The organism is Paenibacillus monticola (assembly GCF_009664975.1).
In the GTDB taxonomy this organism is placed as follows: Bacteria; Bacillota; Bacilli; order Paenibacillales; family Paenibacillaceae; genus Paenibacillus_AQ; species Paenibacillus_AQ monticola.
This window is the reverse complement of the sequence record NZ_WJXB01000002.1, coordinates 211,934-226,608: the sequence shown is the minus strand read 5'-3', so window position 1 is coordinate 226,608 and position 14,675 is coordinate 211,934. Positions and strand designations below refer to the sequence as shown.

General features: G+C 47.0%; 12 protein-coding genes. All 12 read left to right on the top strand.

Translation table 11 applies throughout. The features are described 5' to 3' along the window. Window positions 1-113: 113 nt before the first annotated feature. The 12 genes from GJB61_RS05515 (at window position 114) to GJB61_RS05460 (ending at window position 14,525) form a co-directional block, all read left to right on the top strand. The gene (locus GJB61_RS05515) at window positions 114-1,439 is read left to right on the top strand and encodes an ABC transporter substrate-binding protein (protein WP_420819731.1); all 1,326 of its coding nucleotides are present in this window, start codon (window positions 114-116) and stop codon (window positions 1,437-1,439) included. 121 nt (window positions 1,440-1,560) lie between these two features. Then, window positions 1,561-2,448 carry a carbohydrate ABC transporter permease gene (locus GJB61_RS05510; RefSeq protein ID WP_420819733.1) on the top strand — a complete coding sequence of 296 codons (888 nt, stop codon included), beginning with the start codon at window positions 1,561-1,563 and terminating at the stop codon, window positions 2,446-2,448. A gap of 3 nt (window positions 2,449-2,451) precedes the next feature. After that, the gene (locus GJB61_RS05505) at window positions 2,452-3,291 is read left to right on the top strand and encodes a carbohydrate ABC transporter permease (RefSeq protein ID WP_154117475.1); all 840 of its coding nucleotides are present in this window, start codon (window positions 2,452-2,454) and stop codon (window positions 3,289-3,291) included. Window positions 3,292-3,316: 25 nt separating this feature from the next. Beyond that, window positions 3,317-4,429: a rhamnogalacturonan acetylesterase gene (locus GJB61_RS05500; RefSeq protein ID WP_154117474.1), complete on the top strand. Its 1,113-nt coding sequence runs from the start codon at window positions 3,317-3,319 to the stop codon at window positions 4,427-4,429. A gap of 39 nt (window positions 4,430-4,468) precedes the next feature. Then, window positions 4,469-5,503: a glycoside hydrolase family 88/105 protein gene (locus GJB61_RS05495; protein ID WP_154117473.1), complete on the top strand. Its 1,035-nt coding sequence runs from the start codon at window positions 4,469-4,471 to the stop codon at window positions 5,501-5,503. 89 nt (window positions 5,504-5,592) lie between these two features. Then, a complete protein-coding gene (locus tag GJB61_RS05490) occupies window positions 5,593-6,384 on the top strand; it encodes an SDR family oxidoreductase (protein WP_154117472.1) in 792 nt (263 codons plus the stop codon). 225 nt (window positions 6,385-6,609) lie between these two features. Beyond that, window positions 6,610-7,323: an MgtC/SapB family protein gene (locus GJB61_RS05485; protein ID WP_154117471.1), complete on the top strand. Its 714-nt coding sequence runs from the start codon at window positions 6,610-6,612 to the stop codon at window positions 7,321-7,323. An 85-nt stretch (window positions 7,324-7,408) separates the two neighbouring features. After that, window positions 7,409-8,398: an aldose 1-epimerase gene (locus tag GJB61_RS05480; RefSeq protein WP_154117470.1), complete on the top strand. Its 990-nt coding sequence runs from the start codon at window positions 7,409-7,411 to the stop codon at window positions 8,396-8,398. A 128-nt stretch (window positions 8,399-8,526) separates the two neighbouring features. Next, window positions 8,527-10,332: a sulfatase-like hydrolase/transferase gene (locus GJB61_RS32335; protein WP_154117469.1), complete on the top strand. Its 1,806-nt coding sequence runs from the start codon at window positions 8,527-8,529 to the stop codon at window positions 10,330-10,332. A gap of 50 nt (window positions 10,333-10,382) precedes the next feature. Continuing rightward, window positions 10,383-11,399, top strand: a complete 1,017-nt coding sequence (locus tag GJB61_RS05470; RefSeq protein ID WP_154117468.1) for a substrate-binding domain-containing protein — start codon at window positions 10,383-10,385, stop codon at window positions 11,397-11,399. Then, window positions 11,389-13,266: a cache domain-containing sensor histidine kinase gene (locus GJB61_RS05465; RefSeq protein WP_154117467.1), complete on the top strand. Its 1,878-nt coding sequence runs from the start codon at window positions 11,389-11,391 to the stop codon at window positions 13,264-13,266. Before GJB61_RS05470 ends, GJB61_RS05465 begins: the two co-directional genes overlap by 11 nt. Window positions 13,267-13,307: 41 nt before the next feature. Continuing rightward, window positions 13,308-14,525 (top strand): response regulator, encoded by a 1,218-nt coding sequence (locus tag GJB61_RS05460; RefSeq protein ID WP_154117466.1) that lies wholly within the window; start codon window positions 13,308-13,310, stop codon window positions 14,523-14,525. The last annotated feature ends 150 nt before the right edge of the window (window positions 14,526-14,675 follow it).

Below are 14,675 nucleotides of genomic sequence, written 5' to 3'. Positions count from 1 at the left end.
ACGGTTTTTTGTATTCACCAATGACTGAAAATTTGAGAAGATTCTATACATGGAAGCGCTAACAATGAAAGAGGCGGCTTTCTAAAATCGCATCAAAAAGGGGAGATTTGAACTTGAAAAAAAGATATTCTTTATTAGCGATCCCATTGCTCTTATCCATGCTGTCAGGCTGTGGTGGAGGGAATAACAACAATGCAGCTCCAACAGATGCGGGAGCAAACGCTGCTGCAACTAATGCACCGGCTGCCACAAGTTCGACAGAACCAGTGACATTGCGCATCGCTTGGTGGGGCGGGGATACAAGACATTCTTATACACAGCAAGTTATTGACATGTATGAAGCGGCGAACCCGAATGTAACCATTGAGCCTGAATATGCATCCTTTGATGATTACTGGAAGAAGCTGGCCCCACAAGCCGCTGCGAATCGTCTACCCGATATCGTCCAAATGGATGTTTCCTATATCAACCAATATGGATCTAACGGACAACTGGAAGATATGACTCCTTATCTGAATAAACAAATCCAGGTTGCTGATGTCAATGAGAACGTGCTGGCTACTGGTAAAATCGGTGACAAGCAGTATGGAGTTCCGCTTGGCGTAAACGTGCTTGGTTTTCAATATGATCCGGAACTGTTGAAGAAAGCTGGTGTGGATTCCATACCGGAGAACTGGACTTGGGATCAATACAAGGAAATAGCTACGAAAGCAAAAGCAGCAGGCTTGTACATGGATAGCTCAATGGCTGCGGATGTCTTCTTCAATTATTATCTGCGGACCAAAGGATTGTCTCTTTATAATACGGATGGAACTGCACTAGGTTATGAAGATGACGCGATGTTCAGTGAGTTTTTTGGAATGTTATCTGGTTTGATTGAGGCTGGAGCCGTTCCAAGTCAGGATAAACTGAGCCAGACCAAGGGTGTTATTGAAGAAACAGATGTCGTGAAATCAACCGGCATAGGCATGTGGCAATGGTCGAATCAGTACGTAGCCTTGCAAATTGCGGTTAACCGCCCAATGGCGCTGGCGCAAATGCCTGGCCCGGATATGGAAAAAGGTCTGTATATGCAGCCTAGTATGTACTGGTCCATTACCGCAAACTCCAAGGCTAAAGAAGAAGCCGCTAAGTTCGTTGACTTCTGGACGAATAACGTCGAAGCCAATAAATTGATTAAAGGCGAACGTGGCGTACCGATTTCCAGCAAAATCAAAGAAGCCCTTACAACAGAATTATCAGATTCCGGTAAGCAGGTATTCCAGTTCGTAGCTGATATGGAACCGAAAACATCTCCGATGAGTCCTCCAGTTGGATCGCCTGAAGTTGTGGCACTGCTGACTGACCTTGCTGAGCAGATGAATTTTGGACAGATTAAGCCGGATGCCGCTGCTGCCCAGTTCCGTAAAGAAGCAAATGCTATTCTCGGAAGCCGGTAATAGAGAAGCGGGCCATACTGTGATTCACACAAATTAGAGAAGGAGATGGAGAACCTTGGCTGTTAGCAACCCTATTTCTACGAATCCGATAATGTATAAGAAGAAGAAAACATTTAATCATATGCTGAAGAAAAATCTGACAGGTTACGCTTTTATTAGTCCGTTCGTAATCGGTTTTCTCTGCTTTACACTGGTGCCAATGATTGTTTCACTTTATCTGTCTTTTACCAAATATAATCTGTTCTCCCCACCCCACTGGGTGGGGATGGACAATTATACCAAAATGTTTACGAATGACCCGAAATATCTGCATTCCTTAAAGGTAACTTTTCTGTATGTATTTATCGGTGTGCCATTGAGACTTGGCTTTGCCTTGTTCGTGGCAATGATTCTCAATACGAAATCGCGGATGGTTGGTGCCTACCGCACGGTCTATTACCTGCCTTCCATTATCGGCGGCAGTGTCGCAGTTTCGATCATGTGGCGTAATATTTTTAGCGATACTGGAATTATTAACGGATTGTTCGGTTTCTTTGGTCTTGGACCCGTAAGCTGGTTCGGTAACCCAAGCGCTTCACTGTTTATGCTGATCACGTTGTCTGTATGGCAGTTCGGCTCCTCCATGCTGATATTCCTGGCAGGTCTGAAGAATATTCCCGGCGAAATGTATGAGGCGGCCAGTGTTGACGGGGCCAGCTTTTTCCGGAAGTTCTTCAAGATCACCCTGCCATTGCTTAGTTCAGTCATTCTGTTTAACCTGGTGATGCAGACGATCAGCGCCTTTATGACCTTTGTACCGGCCTATATTATATCCAAGGGTGAGGGCGGTCCAATGGATGGAACAATGCTGTATTCCCTCTATTTGTTCCGTCAGGCCTTCATGTTCAATAACATGGGATATGCTTCAGCGATGGCATGGGTCATGCTGTTGTTGATCGGTATCATGACAGGTATCTTATTCAAGACATCCAAATCATGGGTCTTCTACGAATCGGGAGGTGGAAAATAAGCCATGACGAAATTAAAAATTAAATGGCCGCTGTACCATATTCTCATCGGTGGACTCGCCATAGTGATGTTGTACCCGATTCTGTGGATGATCATGAGTTCTTTTAAAGAAAGCCGCCTAGTAATGGTTACTGCTCAGCAGCTGTTCCCTCATCCATGGGATTGGGGCAATTACGCCAAAGGCTGGGAAGGCGTCGCTGGTTACTCATTCGGTGTCTTCATTAAGAATTCATTTGTGATTGTGATCATAGCCTCTTTCGGAGCGGTCTTTTCCTCTTCATTGGTCGCCTTCGGTTTTGCCCGCAACAAATTTGTAGGCCATGGGTTATGGTTTGGCCTGATGATGATGACGTTAATGCTTCCTTCGGATGTGGTGCTCGTGCCACAATACATTATTTATACCAAGCTGAACTGGTTAGACAGTATTCGCCCGATCGTTATTCCCCAATTCTTCGGTGTACCTTTCTTTACCTTTCTGATGCTGCAATTCATCCGGACGATTCCGGTAGAACTGGATGAGGCGGCTACGATTGACGGCTGCGGCAAATTCCGGCTGTATTTCAAAATCATTCTTCCACTGATCCGCCCATCTATGGCGACAGCGGCTATCTTTTCCTTCTACTGGCGTTGGGAGGATTTGCTCGGACCGGTACTCTACCTGAACTCCCCTTCCAAATACACGGTTTCTATGGGACTGAAAATGTTCCTGGACAGTGAATCTGTATCCAATTGGGGACCAATGTTCGCCATGTCTGTACTCAGCCTTATGCCGGTTATGCTGATTTTCTTTATTTTCCAAAAACAAATTGTGGATGGAATCAGCACCAGTGGGTTAAAAGGTTAATCTCTTTAGAAAGGTGCGGCTGAATTTGGAATCCTATTCTTTTGATTTTGGCCTTGAGGCAGCAGAACCTGGCTATACCAAAGTGCAGCCGGACACGCTGTACACCTTGGAGCGTGGATATGGCTTCACACCTGATTCGTCTGTATTCGGACGCTTTAGAGGAGGAAATGATTCTTTGCGGAATGATTTCTGCATTCCGCACAAAGCCGTGTTTCTGGTGGATTTGCCCGATGGGATTTACCGGATAACGCTGCTTCTGGGTGACGTTCTTGCAGATACCAACACGGTTATCCGCGCCGGAAACGGAAAGTTCGTGCTGGACCCGATAAATGTTCCGGCCGGACAATGGTTGCGGGAATCCTTCTCGATGCGGATTAGGGATGGGCAGCTGCGGCTGTCTTTCTCCGGCTCTGCACCGCGGATAAATGCGCTGGAGATTCTACCAGATACTGAAGCGCTAGTTCTGTATTTGGCAGGTGATTCTACGGTGACAGATCAAGGAGAGGCCGGTTACCCTTATGCAGGCTGGGGGCAGCTGCTGCCACTCAGCTTCAAAGCTGGCGTTGCGGTAGATAATCGGGCGTTATCTGGGCGAAGCTCGAAGAGCTTTATCGAGGAAGGGCATTTAAAGGTTATTTCAGCAGAAATCAGGCCACGGGATTATCTGTTCATCCAGTTTGGGCATAACGATTCCAAGGGCGATGAAGCCCGTCATACCAAGCCTTTTTCTACCTACCAAGAACATTTACGGCTGCTGTTGTCAGCGGCTAGGAATGCGGGGGCGTATCCAGTGTTTGTAACATCGGTACACCGGAGAAGGTTCAACTCGGAAGGTCGAATTCTGGACAGCCATGGGGATTATCTGAGTGCCATGAAGGAATTGGCCGAAACGGAGCAGGTGCCGCTGATTGATCTGGAGCAGAAGAGCCGCAAGCTTTTTGAAGCTTATGGTCCAGAAGGGTCGAAGGAATTGTTCATGTGGAGCTATCCCGGTGAATATATTCATCACCCGGCTGGAGTGCAGGATAATACTCATTTTCAGATTAAAGGAGCACGTCTGCTGGCAGAACTTGTGGTGGAAGGAATCCGTGAAGCCGGATTACATGATCTATTGATTCATCTGCGCCAAGGGGAATAACGTTGTAGTATTTATTTTTAAGAAAGAGGTGTAAGCAGCATGCCAGCTTTTATCTTTGATGAAGAACAAATTCAAAAAACAATTGATCGTGTTGTAGACCGTACTCTCCGCATGGATTTTTCATGGGATTGGCCGGGCGGTGTAGCTTTTTATGGCGTATGTGAAGCTTATGAAGCGACAGGCAAGGAAGAGTATCTCATCGCGCTAAAGACCTGGGTAGACGAGAATTTGGCCGAAGGGCTGCCGAAGCTTTCCGTTAACGGGATATCCATCGGACATTGTCTGTTGACTCTATACGAAGCGACTGGAGATCAGAATTACTTGGATATAGCGATTGAAATGGCAGAATTCTTGCGTGGCAAAGCTGAGCGGTTTGCCCATGGAATTTTTCAGCATACAGTGAACTCCCTTAGTTATGTATTTCCTCAGCAGGCGTGGGTCGATACGATGTTTATGGCTGGTTATTATTTGCTGCGTATCGGCTATGTGCTGAATAATCGCGAATATATCGAGGATGGTCTGGCCCAATACCACGGTCATGAGCAATTTCTGCAGAATCCGGATACGAACCTGTATTATCACGGCTGGGATCATGTGAATCAGAACAATATGTCCGGGATGTATTGGGCACGCGGGAACTCTTGGGCTGCGCTAACCATGGCTAAAGCACTGCGGTTGGTTGAAGTTACCCATCCTTCCTTCATGATTATAGAAGGCTCGCTCCGCGATCAATTGGCAGCGCTCGTTCGTCTGCAATCACCTGAAGGCTTGTGGCATACTGTACTGGATGATGAATCCTCTTATCTGGAAACCTCCGCTTCGGCAGGGATTGCCACCGCAGTGTTGATGCAGGGACGTTTATATAACAAATATTCTAACCTTGCGCTTCAAGGGATCTTGTCAAAGATCAAAGAAGACGGCACCGTTACCGATGTCTCCGCAGGGACGGCTGTCATGAATGATATTGACGGCTACCGGCAGGTGCCGAAGAAACGGATTCAAGGCTGGGGCCAAGGGCTGACGTTAGCTTATCTAGCACAAGTGCTGCGGACAAAGAGTAATCTCTACGGTTAATATCCGATTCATCTTCCCGTATGCGAGGGTAAGGTTAAGGAAAGAACTTAACTGGAAAGCATGCATATCGTGAAGGAGGTTATTACAAAATGACGAATCAGAAGCTGAAGGACAAGGTTGCCATCGTCACAGGTGGTGGCTCCGGTATTGGACGGGCTACAGTACTTGAATTCGCGAGAAACGGTGCCAAGGTAATTATGCTCGACCGTACGGTGGAGAATGCGGAGAAGGTCAGGCAGCAGGTGGAAGAAGAAGGTGGGCAAGCCGTCGTGATTGAGTGTGACATTGCTGAACCGCAGCAGGTAGAAGCAGCCGTAAAGCAGGCCGCTGCCCAATGGGGGCGGCTTGATATTGTTTTTGCCAATGCGGGGATTAACGGTGCCATGACACCGATTGAAACTATGGATATCGAGGCCTGGGATCAGACGATACACATCAACTTGCGGGGGACCTTTGCGACCGTGAAGTATGCCATCCCGCATCTTAAAACGAGTGGCGGAAGTATTCTGATTAACAGCTCCATTAACGGAAATCGGGTATTTTCAAACATTGGCTTCTCCGCCTACAGTACAAGCAAGGCGGGACAGGTTGCTTTTATGAAAATGGCGGCTCTGGAACTGGCTCAATACAAAATTCGCGTAAATGCGATCTGTCCTGGTGCGATTTCGACGAATATTGATGATAATACGTACCCTTCCGAGGATCTCAAGGAAGTGCAGATTCCTGTTGAATTTCCGAAGGGGGGACAGCCACTGGAGGAAGGACCCGGACGTCCCGATCAGGTCGCGAAGCTGGCCTTGTTCCTGGCTTCCGAGGATTCGGATCATATTACGGGCACCGAAATCTACTGTGACGGCGCAGAGTCGTTGCTGCATGGGTGACTTCATCTACTACTAATCGACGGCGGTCTTGCATAGAATAATCTTTATATTGTGAAGCGGGTTATTTCCCCATCGCTATGCGCAGCCGAACGGGCTACGAAAGCATTCGATGAGGAAGTAATCCGTTTTATTTAAATGCTACTCTCTAACTTTGAAAAAAATTAGCTAATCATTCCCACAGTTTTCCGTTATAATAGACTATCTGTGAAGAAGGGAGGCCATATAATGGATTTACATGTAGAATCTTTAATGAAATTGCTGTTGGCCATGCTGTTCGGACTGTTCATCGGTATAGACCGGCAGATTAAACAGAAACCGCTGGGTATTCGAACCAGTATGGTCATTAGTATCGCGAGCTGTCTCGTGACGATAGTCTCGATAAGTGCATATGATAAATTTGGTTCGCAGAATCCTAATATGGACCCTATGCGACTCGCTGCACAGATTGTGAGTGGAATCGGTTTTCTGGGTGCAGGTGTAATCTTGCGCAGGGGCGGTGATGCTATTTCCGGACTCACCTCTGCTGCACTGATCTGGACAGCATCGGGGATTGGGATAGCGATTGGCGCCGGATTTTACGTTGAGTCGTCTTATGCGGTTATTCTGCTGATGTTCGCGGTGAATGTGGTGCCACATCTGATTCGATCGATAGGTCCTCAGGTGCTGAATAAGCATGAGGTTTCGGTCAAAATTATTATGGAGGCCAATTTTGTGCTGACTGAGGTCATTCAGAAGATTGAGAAACGTAAAACTACTGAGAACAGAAAATCTAGAGGCCCAGCCCGTTCGATCCGCCGGATGAAGATTAAAGATCTGGATGATGGAAGACAAATGATTGATATGGTTCTGTCTGCACCTGATCGGGATTATGCCACGGAAATCTATTATGATGTGAAGCAGATCGAGCATGTAATGAGCGTAGAAGTGGAACAGTTGTAAAAATGCCATGTTGCCATTGGGGAAGATGTGGTAATCTATCAAGTGGAGAGTTATTTTGAGTTGTTGAAGGGAGAATGACTATATTATGACGATTACAGCATTTGAAGGTCAATATGAAGGGGAAGCTGCGATCTGGCTAAAAGCCGGACGCTATGAAGCGGCGGTGTTGCCAGGCATCGGCGGCAATCTGATTTGCTTCCGCGATACCGAAAACGGTTACCGTTTTCTGCACGAGCCGGGGGCAGAAGGGATGGAAGCCTTCAAAGCAAGTCCGGGCATTCATGGTATTCCTGTATTATTCCCTCCAAACCGTTACGAGGATGGCAAATTTCCTTGGAATGGCCAAACCTATCAGTTCCCGGTAAATGAAGTTGCAACGGGCAACCATCTGCACGGTTTCTTACATACAGCAGCCTGGGAGGTTGAAGAGTTTGGCAGCGGCCTTACCGAAAGTTTCGTAACCGTTACCATTAAAGTGGATGAGAATCATCCATCTTACGCTTTTCTGCCGCACAAGTATACAGTTAAACTGCGTTATAGCCTTGGTGCAGGTGGATTGTCCCAACAGCTGTTGGTGCACAATGACGGAGACGACGTGATGCCTTGCCTGCTAGCTTTCCATACGGCAGTGAATGCTCCGTTCGCACCGGGCAGTACTGCCCAGGACTATCGCGTGAAGTGTACAATCGGTGAACGCTGGGAACTGAATGATCGGATGCTGCCTACAGGAGCTTTCCAGGAGCTGCAGCCGGAGGAATTACTGCTGCAGGGTGAAGGCGTGAATCCTTTTTATGGAGCTATGGACAACCATTATACAGCAGTACCCCAGAACGGCCGCAACCGGATGGAACTGACAGATAGCAAGGCAGGTGTAACCCTTGTCTATGATGTGGGAACCTCGTACAAACAGTGGATGATCTGGAACAACGGTGCCACAGAAGGCTTCTTCTGTCCAGAGCCGCAAATTAATCTGGTAAATGCGCCAAACGTAGATATTCCGGCAGAGGATATCGGATTGTTCAGTCTGCAGCCTGGAGAATATTGGGAAGAGCGCGCACGGATATACGTGAAATAGGATATTGAAGGCTAGACAAGATAATTGCATGATATGGGGGGCAGAGATTATTTCTGGCTCCCTTTTTAATGTGGCTTTAAGCAAAATAGCGTATAATAGTCGTTTAGTAAAGATTGGAGAGGATTTAGGTGGGTCATTTATTTCGTAACAAGCGTTTGGGGTTATTACTGCTTACCCTGCTGTTTAGCGGATTTTTGTTAAACTTCTTCTTGCAGGCCGCCTCATTCGATATGAATGTATGGAGTGTTTTTGACTGGATTTCAGAGTTTTACTGGTTATATGTGTTTGGCAGTCTATTCTTCTTCTTCGTTCTACTTGCATTTGCTGCGCTTTTGCCTAATATATATACAGGTCCACTGGTTACAGTTCTGGCTTGTGTTCTGCTGGGTATTACCGATTATAAGAAGCTGCTCACAACAGGAGAACCACTATTCCCTTGGGATTTATTGCTAGTCAAGAATACCGGAGAAATGCTCCGAATTACCAAAGGAATGATTTCGCCGTTGGTGGTTACACTGGCGGTTGTTGTGATTGCGGGACTGATTTATATCCTAACTAAACTTCCGAAGATCAGAATCCGGCTGCCGCTGCGGATCTTTTTTACAACTCTGTCCTTGGCTATGATTACCGGATTTGTCCTGATGGTTGGAGGTCAATATACACTTGCCTCTTCTATTCAGTATCAGAATATCTTTTGGAATCAAAAGGTAAACTATACACAGAACGGATTTGTGTTTGCTTTTACAGGTAACCTGAAACAGAATCTGATGGAGGAACCGGAGGGTTACAGCCGGGAAGCTATAACGCAAATTGCTGAGAAATATAGTGCGCTGCCAGATATCGCCGCAAGCTACCAAACAGCGGAGCAGCCGAACATTATGTATATGATGGACGAAGCCTTTTTTGATCCGACACGTATGCCGACTTTTACAATGAGTGCGGACCCGCTAACGTTTATCCATCAAGAGGAGAAGGAAACGCCCTCAGGATTTCTACTATCCCCCGAATTTGGTGGAAACACGGCTAACGTTGAGTTTGAGGCGCTAACGGGAATGTCGATGTATTTTTTGAAGGATGGTTCGATTCCCTATCAGCAAAGAATTGTGAAAATGTCCTCGCTGCCGTCAATAGTGAGCATCCTCAAAGAGCGGGGTTATCAAACACTGGCGCTTCATCCTTTTGATGAGACGTTTTATAATCGTAACCGGGTCTATCCAATCCTTGGATTTGACCGCTTTACGAGTCAGAAGGACCTTCAGAATGCCGGACGGATCACGCCAAATGGATATATATCCGATATGTCGGCTGTTCAGGAGGCAGTCAAAGAACTGAAGGCCTCAGAGCAGCCTACGTTTTTGCATTTAATTACGATGCAGAATCATTTTCCCTTCGTTAAAGGACTGAATGGGCCAAATACAATTACAGTCGAGGGTGTGCAGGCTGCGCAGAAAGACGAGCTTGAAACTTATGTGCAGGATACTAAGCTTACGGATGAAGCATTGTCCTATTTGAGCGAGCAGCTCCAGACGATTCAGCGGCCAACCCTTGTGGTCTTCTGGGGAGACCATCTGCCAGCATTATCAGCAGGAATATACACTCAAGCAGGCTGGGACAGCAACCCAAGAGAGAAGCATGAAACGAAACTGCTCTATATGGCAAATTATGATATTGGCAAGCAATCCCTCGGTACGATGAGTCCTGCCTACATTGGACCCACAGTATTTCAACTGACAGGACTAAAACTGCCTGCATACTACAAGCTCCTGGAGAAAGTGAAGGCGGAGATTCCCGGATTAAGCAAAAGTGTGCTAATCGGTACTTCCGGTATTATATCTAATTTGACTGCTGCACAGCAGGCCTTGCTCGATGATTACAGATTAGTGGAGTATGACCTGCTAGAAGGAGACAATTACTCGCAAAGCCTGCTATTTTAAGTGGGCTTTGCAGTAAATTTTTTATAACTCTTTATGAAAGGGGTTACATATTGAAGAAGTTGTGGTTTGTGTATGCTCTGTTGATCGGAATGTTTCTGGTATATGTACTGAATTATAAGCTGCAGCAGGCGAATACAACAGATCCGTGGGAGACGGCTGGATTGCGGGGGAATATAGAGGACACCTATGTTATGGTCACTTTTCAAAGTGGAATCGATTATTGGAAAAGTGTGCTCAAGGGCTTCGAGGATGCCGCTGAGGAACTGAATATATCCGTGGAATATCATGGGTCTACCCAACATAACGCCAACGAACAAATGACAGTATTAGAGCAGGTTATCGCCAAAAAACCCGCGGGCATCGCCATCTCTGCTGTGAATTCCAAGCTGCTGACAGCTACCATCAATAAAGCGGTGGAAAGTGGTATACCTGTCGTGTTATTTGACTCGGGGGCACCTGATAGTAAAGCATATTCTTTTCTGGGGACGGATAATTATGATGCTGGAATAGAGGCTGCTCGCAAAATGGCAGAGCTGACAGGAGCAAAGGGCGCAGTTGCAATCATAACCACCCCAGATCAGCATAATCATCAGGAGCGCACAGACGGCTTCAGGGACACGATCAGGACAGACTATCCTGCAATGCAGCTCATAGCTGTCAAGGATGGCCGTGGGGATCAAGTGGCTTCCAGAGCAGCTACTGAACAGATATTATCCCAGTATCCGCAGCTTGCGGGTATATTCGCGACAGAGTCGAACGGGGGAATAGGTGTGGCAGAAGCCGTAGAGGCTCACAAGGGGAACAGTAATTCACCCAAAATTATCAGCTTCGATACGGATAAAGGGACGCTGGATCTGGTGAAGGAAGGGAAAATTGCGGCGACAATGGCACAAGGCACCTGGAATATGGGGTATTGGTCACTCATGGAGCTGTTCCATCTTCACCGAGATCTGGCTGCCGATCCCTCTGCCTATGCTAATCATAAGCCACTACCTGTTCCTGATCTGGTCGACACGGGGATAGATGTAGTTACACGGGCTAATGTGGATAGTTATTATGCCAAGTAGACTGACAATGGAGCGGCTGGCGTTCAATAATTTACCTATCCGGTATAAGCTGATTATACATTTTTTGCTCATTAGCATTCTGCCATCAATAGGCCTTGGGTTATTAATCGGTTGGACAGTAGACCGAATAGTTGAGGATCAGAGCAACCAGAACACGGTGCAACTGATCAGCAAAGTTAATGCTGCCTTGGAGAATGATGTGGAGAACCTGCAGAAGGTCACCTATCTGATCTCATTTGATCCTGGCGTGCAATCCTTTTTAAGCGGTCAAATGAAGGATATGGAGCAGACGGGGAACGAGACCGCTAATGGGGAATCGGCAGAATATAATATTCGAAAGTTTCTGCAAGGCTTTACCACTTTAAGTTCTGAGATCGCTGGCATCATGCTCGTGAATAGTAAAGGCGATTTCATTAGCAATGAAATGTATTCCCGGCTGGGAACTAGTCTTACCCAAGAGGAATGGTATAAAGAAGCTGTAGATAATAAAGGGATCTTCAAAATTATCGGGCATCCCTATGGCCGGGCTGTGATGTCCCACGTAGATTATCAGGAAAGCGAGGTTGTCTCTGCGGTAAGAGCCATTGTGGACCCGGAGACACAGGTCGTTCAGGGTGTAGTGCTCGTCGATCTAAAGCTGAGGGTCATTGCTGAGAAAGCCAGAGATGTTACGTTAGGCAAAACAGGGTATCTTACCGTTGTCGACAACAACGGCGATATGATCTACGCTCCGCAGCATCCTTTTATGACGAATATACCGGTGGAGCTGTTCACCGAGAATTCAGGAATTACTTCAGAGAAGGTGGACGGCCGGGATTTGCAGCTTATTTACAGAACTTCACCCTTTACTGGGTGGACGACTCTGGGTATTTTTCCGATGGACGAATCGGCATATGGCGTGCGTGAGATTACTTTTAATGTCGTCACCTTTGTATTTGTGGTTTGTATGCTCGGAATGACCGCCTCCTTCTATCTGGCCTATTCCATTTCCCGCCCGATCGGACAACTGGCTTCCTTTATGAGCAAGGCGCAATCGGGTGATTTAACGATTCGTTATTGGGGAGATCGTTCCGATGAGATTGGGCTGCTGGGCCGCAGCTTCAATACAATGTTAGCTCAGATTAGCCGTTTATTGTCGCTTTCAGAGCTGCAGGAGCGGCAGAAACGGGAGGCGGAGCTGCGCAGTCTGCAAGCGCATATTAAGCCGCATTTTCTCTATAACACGCTGGATACGATTCATTGGATGGCCCGCAGCAGAGGAGCAGAGGATATAGCAGAGGTAGTTCAATCTCTATCGAAGCTGTTCCGTCTTGGATTAAGTAAAGGCAGTGATATTATTCCACTCTCCGATGAACTGGAGCATATCGTTAGTTACTTAAAAATCCAGCATGTCCGTTATAGCAGTAAGCTGGCTTACAGTATTGAGGTAGAGCCACAGCTCCAAGAGGTGTATGTGCTCAAGCTACTGCTTCAGCCAGTGGTTGAAAATGCCATTTATCATGGAATCAAAGAGCGGCGAGGTCCGGGACATATCTCCATAGAGGTAGCTGAACGAGAAGGAGATCTATTCTTGACCGTTCGTGATAACGGGAAGGGAATGCCGCCGGAACGGCTTGCCATGCTGAAGCACAAGCTCGAAAGTGTTGGAGGCGAGAGTGAAGCTGCTGAAGTCGAACAGCCCATCCCGGACAGTGCAGGTAGTGGCTACGGGATTCTAAACGTGCAGGCCCGAATAAGATTGACCTACGGTGCGCCTTATGGTCTCCATATTGAAAGTGAGCTAGGTGTAGGAACTGTGGTGACCGTGCAGCATCCGATGATCCGTGACAGCAGCAATACACATAAGGGTTCTAAGGATTATGAATAGCATAGGGAGCCTGGATAATGTGATATGGAGGTAATGAAGCTATGGAATTCTGGAAGGTACTGATTGCCGATGATGAAGATATCATTCGTGAAGGCATCAAACAGTGTGTAGACTGGGCCGGGTTATCCTTACAGGTAGTGGCTGAAGCTGAGGATGGCGAAGAAGCGCTGGAGCTGGCGGTTCAGCATCAGGTGCATATTGCGCTCGTTGATCTCAATATGCCGATCATGCATGGAATTGAGTTAATGAAGAGACTTAAAGAACAGCTGCCATTGTGCAAAATCATTGTCATTACTGGACATGATGAATTTACATATGCGCAGGAATCCATCCGCTTGCAGGTGAATGATTACATCCTAAAGCCGGCTGATCCGTTGCAGCTGGCCCAGGTGCTGCGTGGGGTTCGGGATCAATTGGTGCAGGAGCAGCAAGCAAGTCAGCATTTGCAGCAGGCTTCCCGACAGATACTCAAGAATTTCCCGCTGCTGCGGGAACGCTTCTGCCAGGAATGGTTGGATGGGAATCTCAGCCGACAGGAGATCCTTGAGCAGTTGAATTTCTTGCAATTGCCTAACCGTAGCCCTGAGTTGCTTGGTATTCTCCGCTGGAGATGGGAAGCGCACCAGTCAGGTATGAAAGAGAAGGAGCGGCAGCTATTTCTCTTTGCGATTGAGAATATTACAGCCGAGCTGCTGGAGGAGTATCCGCTGGCGATTTTTCGTGATCAGTCCGGTCTGATTATCATTCTTCTCTGGGATGGGGAGGCAGAAGGTCAGCTGGCAAGAATCGAGCAGGAAGTCCGCTCCAATCTGAAAATAGCGATTGAGGTGGGCATAGAGCAAGTACAAGAGGATATTACCGAACTGGCCGCCGCCTATCGCCGGTGTAGAGTGACTCTCTCTAAAGAGGTGCCATTATCTCCAATGGTTCGTAGAGTAAAGCAATACATGCTGGAGCATTACAGCGAATGTGGATTAACACTGGACTTTATAGCAGCCACACTACAAGCATCTCCAGTATATCTCAGCCGTTTGTTTAAGCAGGAGCTTGGAGAATCCTTTGGCACTTATCTGACGCAAATCCGTATTCGCAAGGCAGCACAACTGCTCCATTCTACGGATATAAGCGTATATGAAGTAGCAGAACGAACCGGATATGAAACCCAGCATTATTTTAGTACAGCTTTTAAAAAGCAGACTGGCGTCTCTCCCTTGCAATTTCGTAAGGGTGTGATGCCGGAGGAGGGCGGACCTACATAAGGTTCGTAATCTGGATGTGGAACGGAATAATACATTGGTGAAGTATACCGTACTTAAAAGTCCCTTATTCTTATGCGTTTGCTGAACTAATCCGATTTTTATTTGTGAATATTCCTTGACGGGAATATTCTCCAAAGAGTATATTGGGAT

Bases quoted from the DNA above. Each gene is read 5' to 3' on its own strand.
- GJB61_RS05510 (WP_420819733.1), top strand. From the start codon at position 1,561: ATGCTGAAGAAAAATCTGACAGGTTACGCTTTTATTAGTCCGTTCGTA.
- GJB61_RS05505 (WP_154117475.1), top strand. From the start codon at position 2,452: ATGACGAAATTAAAAATTAAATGGCCGCTGTACCATATTCTCATCGGT.
- GJB61_RS05495 (WP_154117473.1), top strand. From the start codon at position 4,469: ATGCCAGCTTTTATCTTTGATGAAGAACAAATTCAAAAAACAATTGAT.
- GJB61_RS05490 (WP_154117472.1), top strand. From the start codon at position 5,593: ATGACGAATCAGAAGCTGAAGGACAAGGTTGCCATCGTCACAGGTGGT.
- GJB61_RS05485 (WP_154117471.1), top strand. From the start codon at position 6,610: ATGGATTTACATGTAGAATCTTTAATGAAATTGCTGTTGGCCATGCTG.
- GJB61_RS05480 (WP_154117470.1), top strand. From the start codon at position 7,409: ATGACGATTACAGCATTTGAAGGTCAATATGAAGGGGAAGCTGCGATC.
- GJB61_RS05465 (WP_154117467.1), top strand. From the start codon at position 11,389: ATGCCAAGTAGACTGACAATGGAGCGGCTGGCGTTCAATAATTTACCT.
- GJB61_RS05460 (WP_154117466.1), top strand. From the start codon at position 13,308: ATGGAATTCTGGAAGGTACTGATTGCCGATGATGAAGATATCATTCGT.